The sequence below is a fragment of the Mesoflavibacter zeaxanthinifaciens DSM 18436 genome, from assembly GCF_000422365.1.
Classification (GTDB): domain Bacteria; phylum Bacteroidota; class Bacteroidia; order Flavobacteriales; family Flavobacteriaceae; genus Mesoflavibacter; species Mesoflavibacter zeaxanthinifaciens.
Map to the genome: position 1 here is coordinate 82,185 of NZ_AULQ01000002.1, position 21,128 is coordinate 103,312.

The 21,128-nt window shown below is 30.8% G+C and carries 18 protein-coding genes and 1 tRNA gene; 11 read left to right on the top strand and 8 right to left on the bottom strand.

The window, feature by feature from the left end:
- The first annotated feature begins 2 nt into the window (after positions 1-2).
- Positions 3-848, top strand: coding sequence for an endonuclease/exonuclease/phosphatase family protein (locus H574_RS0103155; protein WP_155912567.1), 846 nt, complete (start codon positions 3-5; stop codon positions 846-848).
- 15 nt (positions 849-863) lie between these two features.
- Positions 864-2,243, top strand: coding sequence for a sugar porter family MFS transporter (locus H574_RS0103160; protein ID WP_027879169.1), 1,380 nt, complete (start codon positions 864-866; stop codon positions 2,241-2,243).
- A 58-nt stretch (positions 2,244-2,301) separates the two neighbouring features.
- Here H574_RS0103160 and H574_RS0103165 read toward each other — a convergent pair whose 3' ends face one another.
- The gene (locus tag H574_RS0103165) at positions 2,302-2,634 is read right to left on the bottom strand and encodes a single-stranded DNA-binding protein (protein WP_027879170.1); all 333 of its coding nucleotides are present in this window, start codon (positions 2,632-2,634) and stop codon (positions 2,302-2,304) included.
- Positions 2,635-2,811: 177 nt separating this feature from the next.
- On the opposite strand from H574_RS0103165, the gene H574_RS0103170 reads away from it, so the two are divergent.
- The 5 genes from H574_RS0103170 (at position 2,812) to H574_RS0103190 (ending at position 6,234) form a co-directional block, all read left to right on the top strand.
- The gene (locus tag H574_RS0103170) at positions 2,812-3,462 is read left to right on the top strand and encodes a spermidine synthase (RefSeq protein WP_027879171.1); all 651 of its coding nucleotides are present in this window, start codon (positions 2,812-2,814) and stop codon (positions 3,460-3,462) included.
- Positions 3,463-3,502: 40 nt separating this feature from the next.
- Positions 3,503-4,039 (top strand): GNAT family N-acetyltransferase, encoded by a 537-nt coding sequence (locus tag H574_RS0103175; RefSeq protein WP_027879172.1) that lies wholly within the window; start codon positions 3,503-3,505, stop codon positions 4,037-4,039.
- Positions 4,036-4,383, top strand: a complete 348-nt coding sequence (locus tag H574_RS0103180; protein ID WP_027879173.1) for a hypothetical protein — start codon at positions 4,036-4,038, stop codon at positions 4,381-4,383. Before H574_RS0103175 ends, H574_RS0103180 begins: the two co-directional genes overlap by 4 nt.
- 1 nt (position 4,384) lies before the next feature.
- The gene (locus H574_RS0103185; RefSeq protein WP_027879174.1) at positions 4,385-5,482 is read left to right on the top strand and encodes a DUF2891 domain-containing protein; all 1,098 of its coding nucleotides are present in this window, start codon (positions 4,385-4,387) and stop codon (positions 5,480-5,482) included.
- 62 nt (positions 5,483-5,544) lie between these two features.
- Positions 5,545-6,234, top strand: coding sequence for a hypothetical protein (locus tag H574_RS0103190; protein ID WP_027879175.1), 690 nt, complete (start codon positions 5,545-5,547; stop codon positions 6,232-6,234).
- On the opposite strand, the gene H574_RS0103195 is transcribed toward H574_RS0103190, so the two are convergent.
- Complete coding sequence (locus H574_RS0103195; RefSeq protein ID WP_027879176.1) at positions 6,231-6,698, bottom strand: CBS domain-containing protein; 468 nt, start codon at positions 6,696-6,698, stop codon at positions 6,231-6,233. The two genes, H574_RS0103190 and H574_RS0103195, sit on opposite strands and share 4 nt — an antisense overlap.
- 110 nt (positions 6,699-6,808) lie before the next feature.
- Between H574_RS0103195 and H574_RS0103200 the strand changes: the two genes are divergently transcribed.
- Both H574_RS0103200 and H574_RS0103205 read left to right on the top strand, forming a co-directional pair.
- Positions 6,809-9,112 (top strand): M28 family peptidase, encoded by a 2,304-nt coding sequence (locus H574_RS0103200; protein WP_027879177.1) that lies wholly within the window; start codon positions 6,809-6,811, stop codon positions 9,110-9,112.
- Between the two features lie 78 nt (positions 9,113-9,190).
- Positions 9,191-9,898 carry a tetratricopeptide repeat protein gene (locus H574_RS0103205; protein WP_027879178.1) on the top strand — a complete coding sequence of 236 codons (708 nt, stop codon included), beginning with the start codon at positions 9,191-9,193 and terminating at the stop codon, positions 9,896-9,898.
- Positions 9,899-9,967: 69 nt separating this feature from the next.
- Here the strand turns inward: H574_RS0103205 and H574_RS0103210 are convergent, their stop codons facing one another.
- The 4 genes from H574_RS0103210 to H574_RS0103230 form a co-directional block, all read right to left on the bottom strand.
- Positions 9,968-12,073 carry a M13 family metallopeptidase gene (locus tag H574_RS0103210; protein WP_027879179.1) on the bottom strand — a complete coding sequence of 702 codons (2,106 nt, stop codon included), beginning with the start codon at positions 12,071-12,073 and terminating at the stop codon, positions 9,968-9,970.
- Positions 12,074-12,174: 101 nt separating this feature from the next.
- Positions 12,175-15,615, bottom strand: a complete 3,441-nt coding sequence (locus H574_RS0103220) for a T9SS type A sorting domain-containing protein (protein WP_027879180.1) — start codon at positions 15,613-15,615, stop codon at positions 12,175-12,177.
- 90 nt (positions 15,616-15,705) lie between these two features.
- Positions 15,706-16,179, bottom strand: coding sequence for a nuclear transport factor 2 family protein (locus H574_RS0103225; protein WP_240471246.1), 474 nt, complete (start codon positions 16,177-16,179; stop codon positions 15,706-15,708).
- A gap of 35 nt (positions 16,180-16,214) precedes the next feature.
- Entirely contained in the window at positions 16,215-16,736 is a 522-nt protein-coding gene (locus tag H574_RS0103230; protein ID WP_027879182.1) for a hypothetical protein, read from the bottom strand.
- 154 nt (positions 16,737-16,890) lie between these two features.
- Between H574_RS0103230 and H574_RS0103235 the strand changes: the two genes are divergently transcribed.
- Both H574_RS0103235 and H574_RS0103240 read left to right on the top strand, forming a co-directional pair.
- Positions 16,891-17,847: an NAD-dependent epimerase/dehydratase family protein gene (locus H574_RS0103235; RefSeq protein WP_027879183.1), complete on the top strand. Its 957-nt coding sequence runs from the start codon at positions 16,891-16,893 to the stop codon at positions 17,845-17,847.
- Positions 17,848-18,118: 271 nt separating this feature from the next.
- Positions 18,119-19,450, top strand: coding sequence for a vanadium-dependent haloperoxidase (locus H574_RS0103240; protein WP_027879184.1), 1,332 nt, complete (start codon positions 18,119-18,121; stop codon positions 19,448-19,450).
- An 80-nt stretch (positions 19,451-19,530) separates the two neighbouring features.
- Here the strand turns inward: H574_RS0103240 and H574_RS0103245 are convergent.
- Positions 19,531-19,604, bottom strand: a tRNA-Asn gene (locus H574_RS0103245).
- A 73-nt stretch (positions 19,605-19,677) separates the two neighbouring features.
- The gene (gene rseP, locus H574_RS0103250; RefSeq protein WP_027879185.1) at positions 19,678-21,018 is read right to left on the bottom strand and encodes an RIP metalloprotease RseP; all 1,341 of its coding nucleotides are present in this window, start codon (positions 21,016-21,018) and stop codon (positions 19,678-19,680) included.
- Between the last annotated feature and the right edge of the window lie 110 nt (positions 21,019-21,128).

Consider the following 21,128-nt stretch of genomic DNA (forward strand, 5'->3'; position numbering starts at 1 on the left):
AGATGAAAAATTTTATAACACTTTTAGTTGTTTTAACTTCATTTTCGGTCTTATCTCAAGACTTGAAAATAATGAGCTACAACATCAAATTAGATTATCCAAAAGAAGGTAAAAACAGTTGGACAAACCGTAAACCATTCATGGTCAATCAAATCAAATTTTACGAGCCAGATATTTTAGGTGTGCAAGAAGCTATGCCAAATCAAATGAAAGATATGGATAGTCTGTTGACAGATTACAGCTTTGTTGGTGTAGGACGTGATGATGGAAAAAATGAAGGCGAGTTTTCTGCAATTTTTTATAAAAAGAAGGAGTTAAAAGTGCTTCAATCTTCAACATTTTGGTTGTCACAAACACCAGAAAAAGTAAGTATGGGTTGGGATGCCGTTTGTAACCGTGTGTGTACATATGCGTTGTTTCAACATAAAAAAACAAAAGAAACATTTTGGGTGTTTAATACACATTTTGATCATGTAGGCGAAGTTGCTAGACAAAAAAGTGCGGCATTAATTCTTGAAAAAATAAAAGTATTCAATACAGAAAACTATCCTGTTTTACTTATGGGAGATTTTAACTTAGAACCTGATAGTAAACCTATACAAACAATCACATCTACTTTAGACGATAGTAAAAATATTGCGAAATTAGCATTTGGACCAGAAGGTACTTTTAATGGTTTTCATTTTGATAAAACTGTTAAAAGAAGGATAGATTATATTTTTGTTACAAAATCATCTATTTTAGTAAAAAAATATTCAGTTTTAAGTGATAATTGGGATTTAAAATATCCTTCAGATCATTTACCTGTTTTTATTACTTTTCAGTTTTTAAAAAAAGATACTAACTAACACTAATAGATTAAAATGAATAAAAAAGTTTTCTTATTACTAATCACAATAGTTTCTGCTTTAGGTGGATTACTATTTGGTTATGACACAGGAGTTATTAATGGCGCACAATTTTACTTAAGTAAATATTTTGAATTAGACGCAGCTATGAAAGGTTGGGTTGTTGGTAGTGCACTTTTAGGTTGTTTTGCAGGAGCAATTGTAGCTGGACCTTTAAGTATTAAACTAGGACGTAAGTATTCTTTGATTATCTCTGCAATACTATTTACAATTTCTGCATGGGGATCAGGTTTACCTTCATTTTTTGAAGAATCTGTAACCTTATTAGTTATTTTTAGAATTATTGGAGGTTTAGGTATTGGTATAGCTTCTATGAATGCACCTATGTATATTGCAGAAATAGCACCAAGTAACATTAGAGGTAAAATGGTTACTTATTACCAATTAGCCATAGTTGTTGGTTTTTTTGTAGTGTTTTTAGCTACCTATTTTATTGGAAATAATTTAACAGAAGCCGAAAATATAGATTTTGGTTGGCGACGTATGTTTTGGTCAGAATTAATCCCAAGTGGTTTATTTTTAATACTATTATTCTTTGTACCTAAAAGCCCACGTTGGTTAGCATTAAAAGGAGATGATAGTGCTGCGTTACAAATTTTAAATAAAATACATGGTGTAGAAGAAGCTAAAAAAGAAATTGTTGAAATAAAAAATTCTTTTGAAAAAACTGAAAACAAGGTAAAAGTTAATTATTTTTCTAAAGGGATTTTAGCTATAATAGTTATTGGAACAGCATTATCTGTCTTACAACAATTTACAGGTATTAACGCTGTATTATACTATGGTGCAGATATTTTTGAAAAGGCTTTAGGATTTGGTAAAGAAGATGTTTTAGCTCAACAAATATTATTAGCATTTGTAAATCTTGTATTCACCTTTATCGCTATGTTTACAGTAGATAAGTTTGGTAGAAAACCTTTATTGTATATTGGTTCTATAGGTATGATTCTAGGATTTTTACTTTTAGGAGTATCATTACAGCAAGATGCAGTAGGCTTTATATCTTTATTAGGAGTTTTAATTTTTATAGGCTCTTTTGCTATGTCTATGGGTCCAATTGTATGGGTTATTTTATCTGAAATGTTCCCTAATAAAATCCGTAGTGTAGCTATGTCTGTTGCTGTAGCAGCACAATGGGCTGCAAATTATTTAGTCTCTCAATCATTCCCTATGGTGATGGAAAGTGAAGCTAACAATAGCGCTCCTTGGAATGGATCAATGCCATACTTTATATTTATCGCGTTTATCCTAGTGATTATATTTTTAACTTATAAATTTATACCAGAGACTAAAGGAAAATCTTTAGAAGAAATTGAAGAATTCTGGAAAGAATAATAACAATAAAAAAGGCTCGCTTAAAGCGAGCCTTTTTATTTGATATAATATCTAAATCTTATTTGCTAAGCATTAATAACTCGTTACATATTACTTCTGTAACATAACGCTTGTTACCTTCTTTATCTTCCCAAGTACGGTTAGTTAATTTACCTTCTATAGCTATTTCTTGTCCTTTAGTAACGTAGTCTTCAACTACTTTTACTAAACCGTTTTTAACAACTATATTGTGCCAATACGCACGTTCTACTTTGTTACCATTTTTGTCTTTGTAGCTATCGTCTGTTGCAAGACTAAATTTAGCCATTTTGTTTCCGTCGTTAAAGGTTATAATTTCTGGATCCTGTCCTAATCTACCAATCAACTGTACTTTGTTTTTTAATGCGTTCATAATTTTAATTTTTAATGTTAAACAGTTAATACTATCGAGTTCTTATGTTTCGACAGTGCAAAGATCAGACAGCTTGCAAATTTTATTCGGTTGTTACCTATTTAATGTCGAATGTAATCGTTTGTTGTCGTTTGTAAATGTTTTTTATTTAAAACAAAAAAGCTACTTTTACCAGTAATGAAAAGACTTTTAAGCTACTTCTACCCGATTACTAAAAAAATAAAATCTAAGTATAGCGATACTTTAGAAATTACTTGGTACAACGGAAAAAAACATTTAAACACTAAAAATGCAAACTATTCTTACGGTAGTTTACAGCAAATTTTGAAATTTGGATTAAAGCAAATCCAATTAAAAACCGTAGAGAATATTTTGGTTTTAGGTCTTGGTGGCGGAAGTGTAATTGAAACATTACGAAAAGATTTCAACTTTAAAAAACAGATATTCGGAGTAGATATTGATCCTGTAATTATTGATTTAGCTAAAGAAGAATTCAGCTTAAAAACAGATCAAAACCTTAAGATAATTTGTCAAGATGCTGTTAAGTTTTTAGAAGAAACTCAATTGAATTTCGACCTCATCATCTTAGATATTTTTATTGATACCAAAGTACCAAACTTTGTTTTAGCAAACAATTTTTGGGCAGCGATTATAAAAACAGCATCGGTTAAAAACCAAATTATTTTTAATGCTGCTTTACATCAAAATAACGACCAGAAGTTAGCTGGCATTATTTCATTTTTAAATCAAAACAAGTACAAAACTGAAACTTTAAATAAAGTAAATGGCACCAATACGTTATTAATTGCGCAACGTAAGCATTTGTAAATGAATAATTTTTGTAATTTACTATCCTTAAATTTCAATTATGACCTTTAATATTGAAACCGAGCGTTTACTACTTCGCGAAATGCGTGACGAAGATCTTAATGGCTTGTTTACTTTAGACAGTAATCCAAACGTTCATAAATATTTAGGTAATAGACCAATAAAGACAAAAGCTGAAGCGCAAAAGGTTATAGACAGTGTAAAACAACAATATAAACAACGTGGTATTGGCAGATTTACGGTCATAGAAAAAGCTACGGGTAATTTTGTGGGTTGGTCTGGTTTACGACTTAACACCGAATATAATATGAATGGCTTCACAACATATTATGACATTGGCTACCGTTTAATTGAAGACTATTGGGGAAAAGGCTACGCTACCGAATCGGGTAAAGCTGCTGCAAAATATGCTTTTGAAGTTTTAAATTTAAAACGTCTTTATGCTACAACTCACATAGATAATCAAGCATCACACAATGCGTTATTAAAAATTGGTTTACATTATTTAAACGATTTTTATTTTCCGCCGGAAAAAATGACTTTACGTTGGTATAAAATTAATAATCTAAAACTATGAGTAAAACCTGTCCAGAATGTGGCGACAAAATAGTTGGAAGAATTGACAAAAAATTCTGTTCTGATGGTTGTCGAAACGCGTATAACAACAAATTAAATAAAGACGGAAAAAATTTAATTAGAAATATAAATAATCGCTTACGTAAAAATTGGCGCATTTTAGAGGCTTTAAATCCTGATCAAAAGACAAAAACTACACGCACAAAATTGATAGAAAAAGGATTTGATTTTAACTACTTTACTAGCATTTATACCACCAAAGCAGGAACAATCTATTATTTTGTGTACGATCAAGGTTATTTACCTTTAGATAATGATTTTTACGCACTTGTAAAACGACAATAACATGAAATACACACTACTTTTTTTAGCGTTAATATTACTTAGCTGTAATAACAAAAGTCAACAAACTGATACTGATACTGAAACTGATCAAATAGTAAAACCTATTACCATTGATGCTAAAAAAGCAGATTACTTATATACGTTTGCTTACACCTGTATTGATCAAGAGTATCCAAACAAATTAGGTCAAGTTTTAGGAGACAGTACGTATTTAAAAACACCTAAAGAATTACATCCTACTTTTTATGGTTGTTTTGACTGGCATAGTGCTGTACATGGACATTGGACACTAGTTAACATACTTAACACGTACCCAGATTTTAAAGAAAAAGATGAAATTATAAAAAAACTACAAGCAACCATTTCTAAAGAAAATATTTTAAAAGAAATTGAATATTTTGATGATGTACATAACAAAACTTTTGAGCGTACTTACGGTTGGGCTTGGCTATTAAAATTAGCTAAAAGCTTAAAAGAATCTAATATTCCTGAATTAAATGAATTAGATAAAAATTTAGAACCATTAACCCAATTAATCGAAAGTAAGTGTATTGAATTTTTTAAGAAATTAAATTATCCAATCCGTGTAGGAGAACATCCAAACACTGCTTTTGGAATGAGCTTTGCTTTAGATTATGCTGAAAATTACAGTCCAGAATTAGCTAAAGTTATTAAAGAAAGAGCTAAAGCATTCTATCAAAATGATAAAGGTTGTCCCATAAATTGGGAACCTGGCGGATTTGATTTTTTATCACCATGCCTAGAAGAAGCTACTTTGATGTTAAAAGTATTACCTAAAGAAGACTACTTAACATGGTTGGATCAATTTTTACCTGGTTTTAGAGAACAACCAGCTCAATATATATCACCTGTTGAAGTTGTTGATAAGACGGATGGTAAAATGGCACATTTAGATGGTTTAAACTTTAGTAGAACGTGGTGTTTATACCAAATAGGAAAAGCACTAGATAACAATAAAATGATTGCATTAGCTAATACACATTTTAATGATAGTTATTCAAAAATGGATACTGGCGAATATGCTGGCGCACATTGGTTAGCTTCTTTTGCATTGCATGCTTTAAAAGCTGGCAAATAACTGTAACTAATATCTATAAAACGCTACTTATACAGCACAGTTAAACGCTTTTAATTATCATAATGGAAAAATCTATCATAATCATCTCTATTGTTTCTGTTGTAGCTATAATTATTTTTTTAATCTACTATTTTAATCCAAAGACCATTATTTTACGCCGACTTAAAAAATTACGTTTTAGTAAAATAGGTAGTTTACAAAATCATCATTATTCTAAAGTTGAAGGCAATGCTCTTAACGTTAACCAACCTTTAATTGCTCCTTTAAGTCAACGCGAATGTGTGTTTTATCAAATTGTTATTGAAAAGAAAGTTAATAGCGGAAAAAACTCACATTGGAAAACTATTGTTGACGAGGAGAAAATTCAAGATTTTTTTGTGGAGCAAACTGGCGAAAGATTACTTATTTTCCCTAAACAAAATCCCAAAAATTATTACGCCTATTTGGTGTCTGATAAAAAAGCAAATTCCGGAACATTTAATGATCCAACACCAGAGTTTCAGTCGCTTTTAGATAATTACGGCATAGAATCGACAGGACTTTTTGGGTTCAACAAACAATTACGTTACCGCGAATCTATTATAGAAGTTGGCGAGCGTATTACTGTTGCTGGTTACGTAAAATGGGTAGAATTAGAACAGCCTGTTTCAGATTACAACTATTCTCGTGTAGCGACATTAGTTGCTAAAGACAAAAACAAGATTTTAATCACAGATGCTACAGAAGCTTTAAAACCAAAACACGGTCGTTAAGGTTTCCAGTTATGTCCTTTTAATTGCATAGCCGCTTTTAAAATATCTTTTTGGCTTATTTGTCCAATTAATTTACCATCTTCAATAATAGGAAAACGTCTGCGTTTAGCACTTAAAAACTTATTGGCAGCATCAAAAATATTTAGGTTACCGTCAATGGTTTCAACATTTTTTACCATATGGTTTTCTACATGACTATCTTGGGTTGGTGAGTTGTAGTATCTACTTTCACTAATTTGTTTAATGCAATCACCTTCAGAGATAATACCAATTAATTCATTGTTTTCATTCACAACTGGTCCACCTGAAATTTTGTGTTTAATTAAAATTTCTACAACTTCTTCAACACTTTGTGTAGGTTTAAAAGTAATTAAATCTTTAGTCATGTAATCTTTAACCTGTAAAGAGGTATCATCTACTTGCTGTTGTCCTTTTCTAGAACCTTCAAAACTTTTAATTCCCATAATTTTTAATTTTCGGTTTAACTAAAGTTACTTATTTTCAATCACTTATCCTAAAATATTTATACACGCAATTATTTCTTACTTTTATACTGCAAACTAAAACCTTCAAAATGTTTAAAAAACTAATTGCTATTCTTGTATTGTGCTTGGCTGTATATTTAAGCTTCGATGCACTTCTTCCTAATAAGATTTCAAATTTAGATACACCTTTATCACAATTCTCTACAGATAGAGCTTTGGTACATTTAGCAGAAATTTCTAAAGCGCCTCATTACACAGGAAGTAAAGAAAATAAACGTGTTAGACATTATATTATTTCTGAATTAGAAAAACTGGGTTTAACCACCGAAACACAGGAAGGTTTTACTAACAGTCAATGGAATAACTTTACAAAACCTGTCAATATTTTAGCACGAATTAAAGGCGAAAGTAACAGCAAAGCTTTAATGCTGTTAACGCATTATGATAGTAACCCGCATTCGTCCATTGGTGCAAGTGATGCTGGTTCTGGTGTGGTTACTATTTTAGAAGGTTTGCGTGCGTATTTAGCTGAAGGAAACACACCTAAAAACGATATTATTGTTTGTATTACAGATGCTGAAGAACTAGGATTAAATGGTGCCGAATTATTTGTAAATAAACATCCTTGGGCAAAAGATGTTGGTTTAGTTTTAAATTTTGAAGCTAGAGGAAGCGGCGGACCAAGTTATATGCTTATTGAAACTAATGGCGGAAATGCTAATTTGATGAAAGAATTTGTAGCTGCAAACCCAGAATATCCAGTAGCCAACAGTTTAGCATATAGTATTTACAAAATGCTGCCTAACGATACCGATTTAACCGTTTTTAGACGTGATGGTGATATTGAAGGTTTTAATTTTGCTTTTATCGATGATCATTTTGATTACCATACCGCTAATGACAATTACCAGCGTTTAGACCGAAATACATTAGAGCATCAAGGCACGTATTTAATGCCTTTATTAAAGCATTTTAGCCAAGCTAATCTAACCAACTTAAAAAGCACAGAAGATTATATCTATTTTAATGTTCCTTTTTTTAAGACAGTTACTTATCCATTTAGTTGGATTATACCAATGTTAGTTATTGCTTTTGTAGCTTTTATTGCGTTATTGATTTATGGATTTAAACAACGACAATTAAAAGGTAAAGACATTGGCAAAGGTTTTATTGCCTTTTTATTAAGCCTACTAATTTCTGGAGTTGTTGGATTTTTTGGATGGAAATTAATTTTAACCATCTATCCAGAATACAACGAGATTTTACATGGTTTTACGTATAATGGTCACACCTACATCTGGTTTTTTGTATTTCTAACATTAGCCATTAGTTTTTACGTTTACGGTAAAGTTTATAAGACTAATAATGTAAGTAGCTTACTTATTGCACCACTATTTTTTTGGTTGCTAATTTGTGCTTTAACAGCTTTTGGTCTAAAAGGTGCTAGCTACTTTATTATACCTGTATATTTTGGGTTAATAGCGCTTTTTGTGTTAATAAGACAACAAAAACCTAACCTTATTATGTTGGCATTTTTATGCATACCTGTGTTGTTTATTATGTCCCCATTAATAAAAATGTTTCCTGTTGGATTAGGGCTAAAAATATTATTTGTTACTGCTATCCTATTGGTTCTAATATTTGGACTTTGTTTACCAGTTTTAGGCTTTTTAAAACATAAAAAAAGATGGAGTTATGCCTTTTTTACTTTAGCTATTATTAACTTTTTTGTAGCGCATTTCAACTCGCAATTTACAGAGGATTCACCAAAACCAAATAGTTTAGTTTATGCGTTAGATGCGGATAAAAACACTGCAGTTTGGGCAACCTACGATAACATTTTAGATACGTATACCACTAATTTTTTAGGTGAAACTCCTGACAAAGCCAAAGCTTTTGGTAAAAATACCTTTGGAAGTAAATACGGTACAGGTTTTAGTTATTCTAAATCTGCACCTATAAAAAATATACCTCAACCAAAAATTGAAATTTCTAACGACACTATAATTGGTAATTTACGATCATATAACATTTGCATTATTCCACAAAGACATGTTCAACGTATAGAATTGTTTTCTGACACCACAAATGTGTTTAAAAGTTTTAAAATAAATGGTGTTAAAATTGAAAAGAAAACTGAAAAAGACTCTGCTGTGTTTAGCAATAGGAAAAGTAATAGATTATTCTGTTATTATGTAACAAATGACGAGCCTTTAGAGTTAGAAATTTCTGTACCAAAAAATCAAGAGACTAGAATAGAACTTTATGAAGCGTCTAATGATTTATTAGAAAATGAATTATTTAGTATTCCTAAAAGATCAAAAGATATGATCCCAAAACCTTTTGTGCTTAATGACGCTATTATTGTTAAAAAGACAATTAGCTTAGAATAATTAACGCTTATTTCACTTATTTTAAGACCACTAAGCAAAATATTTTTTTAGTTTTGAGCCACAAAAATTTTTAACAAAATGAAACACATAATTTATTTATCTATTTTTTGCTTTAGCCTTAGTCTTACTGCTCAAAATAATGACGCTTTAATAAAGCATTACGAAGCGTATTACCAACAAATGCAAATGCAAGGTGACGTACAAGGTATTATTAATGCAATGACGCATTTAAACGTTTTAAAACCATCTGAAGCAAGAAAAGATACTTTAGCTTACATCTATCTTCAAAACAATAAATTTTCGCAAGCTTTAAATACCATTGGAATTGACAATAAAGATTCTGATTCTGATATTGCAATAGAAGTAAAAGCTGTAGCACTAAAAAACTTAGGTGAATTTGAAAGAGCAATTCCTTTTTACACTAAAATTTACAATAAAACAAAAAATGCTTTAGTGGCTTATGAAATTGCAGAACTTAACCTTAATATTAATAATCTAACACAAGCTAAAGCCTATATTAATTTAGGAATACCTGGTATAAATGAAAAACAAGGAAAAACCTACTACGAAACGCAACAACCTTACACAGTACCTTTAAAAGCAGCTTTTACCTATCTAGACGCATTAGTAAAATACAATCAAGATAAAGTAGCAAATATAGATTTAGCTATTAAAAAATTAGATGAAGCTTTAGCTTTAGCACCTAATTTTAATATGGCTAGTTTAGCTAAAAATGCTTTAACACAACAAAAAACACCAAAAACAGCTACCGAAACTAAAGAGTAGTTTTAAGTTGAAATTATAAAAAAAGCCTTCAGGTAACTGAAGGCTTTTTTATTTATAAATCTTTATCGATTACCAAATTCTAACTCGGTCTTCTGGAGCAATGTACATTTTATCTCCTTCTTTAATATCAAAAGCTTTGTAAAAAGCATCTACATTAAGTAAAGGTTGTACAGCTCTTGTCATTCCTGGTGAGTGTGGATCTGTTTTAATTCTTGTTTTTAAAGCATCGTCACGCATTTTTGTACGCCATACTGTTGCCCAACTCATAAAGAAACGTTGTTCTGGTGTAAATCCATCAATAGTTTCTTCTGGTCTACCGTTTTGCTCATAGCTTAATTGTAAAGCATCGTAAGCCGCTAAAACACCTCCTAAATCTCCAATGTTTTCACCTAAAGTAAACTTACCGTTGATTTTTGTTTCTGGTAACACTTCAATTTCAGAATATTGATTTGCAAGGTCTTCACCTAAAGCTTCAAATTGTTTTAAATCTTCGTCTGTCCACCAATTGTTAAGGTTTCCATCTTTATCGTAACGCGCACCAGAATCGTCAAAACTATGAGAGATTTCATGACCAATTACTGCACCTATTCCACCGTAATTTACAGCATCATCTGCATTAAAATTATAGAAAGGTGGTTGTAAAATAGCTGCTGGAAAAACAATCTCGTTATAAGATGGATTGAAATATGCATTTACAATTTGAGGTGCCATGTACCACTCTGACTTATCAACTGGTTTGTCTAATTTATTGATGTCTTCATTAAAGTTCCAAACTCTAGCGTTTAAAGAGTTTTGTAAGTAAGATCCGCCTTCTTCTACACTTTTAACTTCTAAATCAGAATAATCTTTCCATTTGTCTGGATACGCAATTTTAACTTTAGTCGCTTTTAGTTTTTCGATAGCTTTTTGTTTTGTTTCTGGACTCATCCAGTCAAGCTTTTCTATACGTTTTTCAAAAGCAAGAATTACGTTTTTAATCATTTTCTCTGCTTTTTCTTTAGCTTCTGGCGGAAACTTTTTATCTACATATAATTTACCTAAAGCTTCTCCTAAAGTTCCGTTTAAAGCTGCTAAAGCACGCTCTTCTCTTGGTCTCTGTGCTTTTGCACCGTTAAGTTCTTTTCCATAAAACTCCCAATTAGCAGTTTCAATATCTGTACTTAAATAGCCTGCAGCACTTCTAAATGTGTTCCATTTTAAGTAGGCTTTCCAGTTATCTACATTATTATCTGCTAATACTTCGTGTAATCTTTTAAAATAACCTAAATCACCAACAATTACGGTATCTAAATCTTTTAAGCCTACACCAGCAAAGAATTTTTTCCAGTCTACTTCTGGAACCATTTCTTGTACTTGCTCTATAGATCTTGGATTGTAACGTTTACGAGCATCACGTCTATCTACTTTATCCATTTTAGCTTCTTCAAGACGCGTCTCAAAAGCTAAAATTTGTTCTGCTTGTTCTTTTGCTTCTTCTTCTGAGTCTCCTAAAAACTGTAACATTCTAGTAATGTGTGCTACATACTTTTCTCTTTTTTCTTTAGAATCTGCATCATCTTTTACATAATAATCTCTGTCTGGTAAACCTGTACTACCACCACCTAAATAAGCTACATTACGGTCACTATCTTTAGGATCTGCACCTACACCTACACCATATAAACCACCGCCGCCAGCTGGCTCCATCTTTATCATATAGTTTTGTAAGTCTTCAATGTTATTTATTGCTTCTACTTTAGCTAAATATGGTTTTACTGGCTCTAAACCTGCTTTATTACGACCTACAGTATCCATAATAGTTTGGTAGTAAAACACTGCCTTTTCTTGATCTGAACCTGGTACAACTTGGATACCTTTTAAGTCCTTATCATTAGACATAGCTTCTTTTAAGATTGCTAAAGCGTCTTCGTCTGTTTTTTTTCTTAACTCGTTAAAACTACCCCATACTGTTCTATCTGCAGGAATTTCGTTAGTGTCTAACCACTTTCCGTTTACGAATCTAAAAAAGTCTTCGCTAGGCTTTACAGAAGTATCCATATACTCTGTATTTATACCAGGCAAAACTTCTACTTGAGCTGTTTCCATCTCTTCAGCTTTTTTTTCTTCTTTACAACCAAGAAGAAAAACACCGCCTAAAGCACTCAATAATGCTAAATTTTTAAAGTTGAATTTCATTGTTATAAGTATTGACTATGTTAGTTATTACGCGACTCAAGATATAAAAAAAGCGCCTGACATAAGTTTGAAAGGCGCTTTTTTTAAGTTTATATTAACTTTTATTTAACGATTAACTTTTTAATTGTTGTTGTTGTTGAAGTTTTAATACTTAAAACATAAATACCTGAAGAATAATCACTTAAATCTATTTTGTAATTATTGTCTTGAATATTTACGTTTTGTTGATTAAGTATTTCTTTACCTGTTATATCTATTACTGATATATTTAATTGCTGAGCGCTATCAGTCTTTAAATTAAATATACCTGTAGAAGGGTTTGGATAAACTTTAAATGTTTCACTATTAAAAGTTTCTGTACTTAAAGCTGCACCAGATATAATTGGGTTATCTATAATCACGCCTTCTTCATTAATAATTTGATCTGAATGAAATACAAATCTGTACATAAAGTTTGTCTCTGTACCAAACGCAGATAAATTATAAGTATAGTGTGTCATAGTTGTATTTACACCAGTCCACTGTCCTCCTGGACAATTATAACAAGTTCCGTTTTCTCCTGATGTTAGTCCATTATTATACCAGTTTACATCTGTACTTGATCCAAGCAAACTCCACGTTGTGCCTTGATCTAAAGAGTATTCTACATATACAATATCCCAATCTTGTTCTAAATCAAAAGCCATATCAAATTCTAACGTTGGTAATGACACTGTTGTTAAGTCAAAACATTCTGATACTAAATAACTTTTAGTATTATCTGCATAATTACCTGATAAATTTGTACCATATACATTTGTATTGTTTACAGTGCTATTTAAGGTTGTGCCATTTGCTAAACCTCTTTGCCAGTATTGATTTGTAGTACCTTCGTCATAAACTAATAATGCTTCTTCAGGTGTTTCAAAAGTATTAACTACAAGTGTTGCTCCAGACGCGTTTGCTTTTATGTATGAAGTTTCTGAGTTATTATTTTCGGCAAAAGCATCATTATTTATTGTAGATGATACGTTAAATGAATGTGTTCCTTTTGATAATGAAAATGAAGGTAAAGTTACCGTTACAGAAGTTTCTGATGCTAATGTACCGGTCCAAGTAAACATATTAGGTGTGCCATCTATATTATAAGTTAAGTCGATAGATGTAATCGTATTTTGTCCGTTATTAAAAAGCTCTACTTGTGGTGCTAAATTTGCGTTACATTCAATTGTTTGTCCTATTCCAGAAACCGAAACTAATTTAACGTCATCCTGAGGTAACTCATAAGGAATACTTGATTGCCAAATACCTCTTCCATATGTTGCTGCTGTAATGTTATTATCTATTAGATTAATTTCTATATCTCTTACAGATACGTTTGGTAAATTATTATTAAATAATTCCCACATTAAAGTATCATCATCATACCTGTATACACCTAAGCTAGTTCCTAAAAACAAAGGATTTTTAGTATGTAATGCCTGATGTTTAATGCTGTTTTTTGTCACATTTGGTAAACCTGTTGAGATACTTGTAAAATTAATCCCTCCATCTACAGATTTATAAACTTGACCTGCAACACCAGATGTTGTAACATAAATAATATTGTTATCTGTATTATTAACTTCTATAGAAGTAATATTTGAAGAAAACGAATAGGTAAAATTAAATGTTACACCATTATCTATACTTTTATATAATGAAGAATTAGTACCTACGTAAATATTATTAGGATTAATTTCGTCTATTTCTAAAACATCTATATTAGTTCCAAAAGAAGGAGAAACTGCTACCCAACTTCCACCTTGTAATTTGTAAAGGCTATTATAACCTGAAAATAATTCGCCATTAGCACTCATTGTTAAAGGAGTTATCCAGTTACCACTTTCTCCTGCAGGAGCACTTACATTACCTGTTAGTGAAGCACCTGCGTTTGTAGAATAATACAATCCTCCTCCATTTTGTGTAAAACCATAATATAAGTTAGAATTATTAGGGTCTATTGCAGTATCCATACCATCTGCACCATAATAGTTTTGCCATTGTCCATTAGAAAAAGCGTGTCCACCATTATCTTGCAAACCTCCAACCATCTTACTTGAAGATTGTTTTGATACAGATATACGGTAAAACTGACTTATTTGCATACCTGCAGTAAGGTCTGTAAAACTAGTACCACCGTTACTTGATTTATAAAAACCTCCATCTGTTCCTGCAAACAATTCTCCGTCAAAAAATCTTAGAAAATGAATATCTGCATGCGTATAAGAACTAGAAAAAGGAGAACTCCAATTATTTATTTTTGTAAAAGTTGCTCCACTATCTGTAGTTTTCCAGATATTAAGTACTCCAGTATACACTTCGTTTTCATTAGTATCTGATACAGTCATTGCCATATCATACCATGCTTGTGGAGATTCAAATATATCTCCGACAGTAAGAGATGAAGCTACGTTTGTGAAAGAATTAGCAGAATCTGATGATTTATATAACCCTAAAAAGTTATACGAATTATCTGCTGCTAACGCATAGACAACATTAGGATTAGCAGGCGTTACATCTATTACATATCTAGAAACGCCGTTATTAGGTAAGCCACTTGAAACTAAACTAAAGCTTTCTCCGCCATTAGTTGATTTATAAATTCTGCTACTAGAAGCTGCATAAATAATGTCTGGGTTTGTTGGATGTATTTTTATGTCTTTAATATTTAATCCAGCTGTACCATTACTTCCTCCTAAAGAGTTTTGATTAGACCAAGTCACACCAGCATCTGTAGTTTTAAAAACACCACTATTAGTTGCTACCCATAAGATATTAGAGTTAGATGGGTGCATGTATATGTCATTCATAGAGCTTGGTGAGTTAGCAGGATTTAAACCTGTAGTATTCCATGTTTGACCACCATCTGTAGACTTCATAACACCAACACTGTAAGAATCTCCTGCATCATCATCTCCTGTTGCTATGTAAATAATATTAGAATTATTGACATCTACCGCAATTCCTGAAACACCTATTTGAGGTAAATTATCGGTTGTTGTATTCCATGTTAAACCAGCATCTGTAGATTTCCATATACCTCCAGCAGGTGCTCCTACATAAAATATTGATGGATTATTTGGATCTTTAACGATAACATTAACTCGTCCTTGACCAGAAGACCAAGAACCTGTATTGGTGTGTGTAAATGGGCCTATTGGCATCCAATTACTTTCATCTATTAGTACATTACTACTACGTAAGTTTTGAGACTGATTTAGTACTAATTGATAGGTATCCCATAATTCTTCCGAAGTAGGTAAAGTCCCGTCTTCTTTTACAAAGTTAGACCAATACGCTTCCCATCTTTTAAATGGTTTATATCCACTGCCCTTTTGATTTTTATCGTGTGTTAACCAATAATTATTGAAAGCATCTACAATTTGTTGAAATTTTAAAGGATTGTCACTTGACCTGTTGGATGTATTTAACATTTTCATCCAAGGAGCGCTTTCGTTAAATTGTGCTTGGATAGAAACTGAAAGTAATAATGTAAATACAAAAAGTAATACTCTTTTCATTTAACTTATTTTTAAAACAAAAATATAAGATTTTATTTAAAAACCTGACAAACAGATAAAAAAATAAGCTAAAATCCAAAAAACGATTTTTTATTCGGTTTTTAGTTTAAGCTTTTGCTTTAACAAACTATCTGTGTCTTTTTTGATATTTACGACATTTTTAACTTTTGGGTTTGGAATTGTAATAGATAAAACATAATGCTTTATTTTCCATCCATTTTCAGTTAATACAACAACACCAGATCCTCTGCATAGTCCCATTTGCGTATCTAAAATTTCGTCAAACCAAGCTAGATTTTTGTTACTATCTAAATAAATGTTACGTTCTAAAGAAGTAAAACTCCAAGCCTTTCCTTTATCAAAATAAGGTTTAGAAAACTCTTTAAATTCTTCTAAATGCCAATTTTCAGTAGCGTCTGTACCAATAAATACAGCATCTTCTGTCATTAATTTAAAATAAGAATCAAAGTCTGCATTTGCAGCTGCTTCATGCCAAGCATCTATTGTTTTATAAATTGATTTTTTTATTTTAGTATCGTTTTGGCTTAGTAATGTGCATGACATTAACATCAAAAATATTAGAGCATAATTTTTCATAACTAATAAGGTCTTTCTATATTTTGACTATCTTTTTCTAGCTTTTTATTAATCTGTAAGTTAAGGTTAGAAAAAGCAACAAAAACTTCTTTTGTTGCAAAAAGAATATCCTTTTTATCTATAAAATCAAGGCTATTTACATCTTTTAGATTTAACAATTTTGTTTTAAAAGCTAAAACTCTTGCTTCTATAGACTGTGTTTTAATACTTGGTGGAATAGTCTGTTCTAAATCTTTTATGGCTGTTGAAAAAACTTCAATATCTGTATTAAAAAAAGAATAATCTGCTAGCTTTAAACTTTGAACAGCATCCGATAAAGTTTGATAAGCTTGCCATGTAGGCATAATTGAATTTGTTTTGGCGTCCAACCCAATATCTACATAATTTATTTTATTAATATCTTCTTTTTTTATATTTAAAGAGTCAGATTGTTGACTTTGTTCTGCGACTAAAGATTGATCTGTTTTATCTTTACAACTAAAAGATAAAGCACACAAAAGCAAGATGATAAATAGATGTTTCATAACTTAAAATATATCTTAAAACAAATATATAAGATACTAGTTTTAAACCTTAATTTTTAACTAATCTTTTATTCTAACTTTTAGCATTTATTTATTGAAATATCTTTAAAATTGTTCTTACTTTTGAGCTGAAATTTGCATAATCCTTTAATAAATGAGCGAAAAAATATTAATTATCGGGGCTTGTGGCCAAATAGGATCTGAGCTAACTTATAAACTGAGAGAAATTTATGGCAATAAAAACGTTATTGCTAGTGATATTAATTACAATAACGTAGAGTTAGTTAATTCTGGTACTTTTGAAATTATTGATGCTATGGATTATGCATCACTTAAAATTTGTTGCGAAAAACACAACATAGATACCGTTTACTTAATGGCTGCAATTTTAAGTGCAACAGGAGAAAAATACCCTATGAAAGCTTGGGATTTAAATATGCAATCTCTTTTTCATGTTTTAAATCTTGCAAAAGGCAAAGCCATAAAAAAAATCTTTTGGCCTTCAAGTATTGCCGTTTTTGGACCTACTACTCCTAAAAATAACACTCCACAAAGAACCGTAATGGAACCAACAACTGTTTATGGTATTACAAAACAAGTAGGAGAACGTTGGTGCGAATATTATCACGAAAAGTATAATGTAGATGTAAGAAGTTTAAGATATCCAGGTTTGATAAGTTGGAAGACCTTACCTGGAGGCGGCACAACAGATTATGCTGTAGAAATCTATCATGAAGCATTAAAAAAAGAATCTTATGAATGCTTTTTAAGTGAAAAAACAGCACTACCAATGATGTACATGAATGATGCTATTGATGCAACAGTTAAATTAATGACAGCTAAAGAAGAAGATGTAAAAATCAGATCCTCTTATAACCTAGCGGGAATTAGTTTTACTCCAGATGAAATTGCTAATTCTATAAGAAAGGAAATTCCAAATTTCAAGATATCTTACCAACCTGATTTTAGACAATCAATTGCAGATACTTGGCCAAGTAGTATAGACGACACTGAAGCACAACAAGATTGGAATTGGAAACATAAGTTTGATCTAGATGCTATTACAAAAGAGATGCTAACTAATCTTAAAGAAAAAAATAAGACTAGTTAATCAATTAAAGTAATAAAACTCTTTAATACTTTATAATATTTTACAGAGACAATAAAAAGCTTCTTGAGTAAATTCAAGAAGCTTTTTTATTTTGTTATAACAATCAAAAATTTCTCACTAATTATATAACCGCAATAAAAATGTTAACATTTTTATTTAAAATCAAATAAACACAAAAAAGTCAGCAATAAAACAATTTTTTTAATAAAAATTGTAAGAAACATATATTTCATTTATTTTGCTTAACGCTAAAAATTAAATAGCCATTTTAATGAAATATTCTCTGAAAATTTTAATAACAGTTAGCTTAACTTTATTCTTATGTAGCTGTAAAACAAAAAGCAACAAACAGATAATTATTACACCAGAACAATACCATGCTTCTGTAAATAAAATAATAGATATTATGATACATGATATCTTTTCTCCTCCTGTAGCAAGTAGAGTTTTTGTGTATCCAAATATTGCTGCTTATGAAATTTTAGCACAAGACAACCCTAAACTTTTAACTTTAGATAAAAAGCTTAATCAATTTACAACAATACCAAAGGTTAACACTACAGAAGGTGTTAACTTAAAATTAGCAGCACTAATAGCTCATCTTGAAATTAGTAAAAAACTAATTTTTTCTGAAGATAAATTAGATCATTATAAAGATAGCTTGTACACAGAGTGGAAAAAAATTAACAAAGAAGAATTTACTATTACAAAAAACTATTCTGATAAAGTAATTGGTCATATCACTGAGTGGATGAATAAAGATAATTACAAGGAGACTAGGACTATGCCAAAGTTTACTGTAGATATGGAAGACCCATCAAGATGGCAACCAACACCACCTAGTTATATGGATGGAGTAGAACCACATTGGAACAAAATAAGACCTTTTATATTAGACTCTGCGTCACAATTTAAACCTATTCCTCCTCCAGAGTTTTCACTTAAAAAAGATTCAAAATTTTATCAAGAAGTATTAGAAGTTTATAATGTAAGTCAAGAAATAACAAAAAAGGGAGATAATACTGAAGAAATTGAAATTGCACAGTTTTGGGACTGTAATCCTTTCGTATCTGTAACTAGAGGTCATTTTATGTTTGCTACAAAAAAAATATCTCCAGGCGCACATTGGATTTTAATTTCTCAAATTGCCTCTAAAAAAACAAAGTCTAGTTTTGAGGAGACAGTAAACACATATACAAAAACATCTATCGCAATAGCAGATGCTTTTATTAGTTGTTGGGACGAAAAATATAGAAGTAACCTTATTCGTCCAGAAACAGTAATAAACCAACACATTGATCCAGATTGGTTACCTATTTTACAAACACCACCTTTTCCGGAGTATGTTAGTGGTCATTCAGTAGTTTCTGGATCGGCATCGGTTGTTTTGACCAAACTATTTGGTGACAACTTTGCTTTTAACGATACTTCAGAAATCCCTTACGGTTTACCGTCAAGAAATTTTAAATCTTTTTATGACGCATCAGCAGAAGCAGCTTTAAGTAGACTTTATGGAGGTATTCATTATAGGGCTGCTATTGATAATGGTTTAGATCAAGGTAAATCTGTTGGACATTTTATAGCCAATAAACTTGGTCTTTAACAAATCCCTCTTTAAGTAAGAAAATATTAATAAATTACCACAAAAAAACCCGATACTAGAATGTATCGGGTTAATTTTTGCTCCCCCTCTTGGGCTCGAACCAAGGACCCTCTGATTAACAGTCAGATGCTCTAACCAACTGAGCTAAGGAGGAGTGTTTATTTTCGCTGTTGCGAGCGCAAATATATATGTTTTTTTAAATACTACAAATAATAATTTTAAAAAATTTAATTAAAAATTGCTTTTACTATATCATTACCATTTGCAAACAGCACTAAAGCTATTAAAATGAAGAAACCAACCATTTGAGCTTTTTCTAAAAACTTCTCTCCAGGCTTACGTCCAGATATCATTTCATATAATAAAAACATTACATGACCACCATCTAATGCCGGTATAGGCAATAAATTTAAAACACCTAACATTATAGATAAAAATGCGGTTAATCCCCAAAAGGCTTGCCAGCTCCAAGTACTTGGAAATATATCGTAAATGGCTTTAAAACCACCAACACCTTTATATGCTCCTGTTTTAGGATTAAAAATTGCTTTTAATTGCCCAAAATATGAGGTAATTTGACTGGTAAATTTTTTAAATCCAACGCCAAAACTTTCTCCAAAAGAATAATTTTTTGTTATAATTTTTAAATAACCTAATTCTTCAAAGGTTTTTAAACTTCTTATTGTTACAAGATCAAGTTTAGCATACTGATCAACTTTTAAATCTCTATTAATTGTAGTATTACCTCTTTGTATAGTTACATTAATAATTTGTCCTTTTGTATCTTCTAAAATCGGAGCTACTTGATCAAAGTATTCTGCTGGTTTACCATTAATTGATTTAAAAACATCTCCTTTTTGTAGATCAACAGATTTATTTAAAGAGGTATCCATTACCTTTTCAACTATAAAAGGTTGACGCAAATCAAATAAAGATCTATCATCACTTGAAGATAATTGTCCTAAAAAATCTATGGGTAATTCTATTGTTTTTTCTTCTTCTCCTCTTTTTATAGTAACATTATTAGCTCCAATAATATTTCGTCTAATATCAGATTCATATGTTACAGGCTCTCCATCTACCTTAGTAATTTTATCTCCTGTCTTAAAACCTATTTTAGTTAAAATTGGATTTTCTATTACAAACCCATCTTTTAAACTTGAAGCAGAAATATCTGTATCTCCGTACACAAAAGATGCTACAATATAAATAACTAATGCTAGTAAGAAATTTACAAAAACACCACCTAACATTATTATTAAGCGTTGCCATGCTGGTTTAGACCTAAACTCCCAAGGTTGTGGTTCTTGCGCCATTTGCTCTGTATCCATACTTTCGTCGATCATACCAGAGATTTTTACATAGCCTCCTAATGGTAACCATCCTATACCGTAAACCGTTTCGCCTATTTTCTTCTTAAAAAGAGAGTATTTTACATCAAAAAAAAGATAAAACTTTTCGACTCTGGTTTTAAATGCTTTTGCAGGGATAAAATGTCCTAATTCATGTAAGACAATTAGTAATGACAGACTTAATAAAAACTGTCCAATTTTTATGATAAATTCCATTTAGTATTGTTATTCAATAGTAGTCGGCAAAAGTAAGTATTTAAGCTTAGTATAAAAAACTTAATACCTTATGCTTAAGTATAATTAACAAATTTTATGAGCTATATCAT

Bases quoted from the DNA above. Each gene is read 5' to 3' on its own strand.
- H574_RS0103155 (WP_155912567.1), top strand. From the start codon at position 3: ATGAAAAATTTTATAACACTTTTAGTTGTTTTAACTTCATTTTCGGTC.
- H574_RS0103160 (WP_027879169.1), top strand. From the start codon at position 864: ATGAATAAAAAAGTTTTCTTATTACTAATCACAATAGTTTCTGCTTTA.
- H574_RS0103165 (WP_027879170.1), bottom strand. From the start codon at position 2,634: ATGAACGCATTAAAAAACAAAGTACAGTTGATTGGTAGATTAGGACAG.
- H574_RS0103170 (WP_027879171.1), top strand. From the start codon at position 2,812: ATGAAAAGACTTTTAAGCTACTTCTACCCGATTACTAAAAAAATAAAA.
- H574_RS0103175 (WP_027879172.1), top strand. From the start codon at position 3,503: ATGACCTTTAATATTGAAACCGAGCGTTTACTACTTCGCGAAATGCGT.
- H574_RS0103180 (WP_027879173.1), top strand. From the start codon at position 4,036: ATGAGTAAAACCTGTCCAGAATGTGGCGACAAAATAGTTGGAAGAATT.
- H574_RS0103185 (WP_027879174.1), top strand. From the start codon at position 4,385: ATGAAATACACACTACTTTTTTTAGCGTTAATATTACTTAGCTGTAAT.
- H574_RS0103190 (WP_027879175.1), top strand. From the start codon at position 5,545: ATGGAAAAATCTATCATAATCATCTCTATTGTTTCTGTTGTAGCTATA.
- H574_RS0103195 (WP_027879176.1), bottom strand. From the start codon at position 6,698: ATGGGAATTAAAAGTTTTGAAGGTTCTAGAAAAGGACAACAGCAAGTA.
- H574_RS0103200 (WP_027879177.1), top strand. From the start codon at position 6,809: ATGTTTAAAAAACTAATTGCTATTCTTGTATTGTGCTTGGCTGTATAT.
- H574_RS0103205 (WP_027879178.1), top strand. From the start codon at position 9,191: ATGAAACACATAATTTATTTATCTATTTTTTGCTTTAGCCTTAGTCTT.
- H574_RS0103210 (WP_027879179.1), bottom strand. From the start codon at position 12,073: ATGAAATTCAACTTTAAAAATTTAGCATTATTGAGTGCTTTAGGCGGT.
- H574_RS0103220 (WP_027879180.1), bottom strand. From the start codon at position 15,615: ATGAAAAGAGTATTACTTTTTGTATTTACATTATTACTTTCAGTTTCT.
- H574_RS0103225 (WP_240471246.1), bottom strand. From the start codon at position 16,179: ATGTCATGCACATTACTAAGCCAAAACGATACTAAAATAAAAAAATCA.
- H574_RS0103230 (WP_027879182.1), bottom strand. From the start codon at position 16,736: ATGAAACATCTATTTATCATCTTGCTTTTGTGTGCTTTATCTTTTAGT.
- H574_RS0103235 (WP_027879183.1), top strand. From the start codon at position 16,891: ATGAGCGAAAAAATATTAATTATCGGGGCTTGTGGCCAAATAGGATCT.
- H574_RS0103240 (WP_027879184.1), top strand. From the start codon at position 18,119: ATGAAATATTCTCTGAAAATTTTAATAACAGTTAGCTTAACTTTATTC.
- rseP (WP_027879185.1), bottom strand. From the start codon at position 21,018: ATGGAATTTATCATAAAAATTGGACAGTTTTTATTAAGTCTGTCATTA.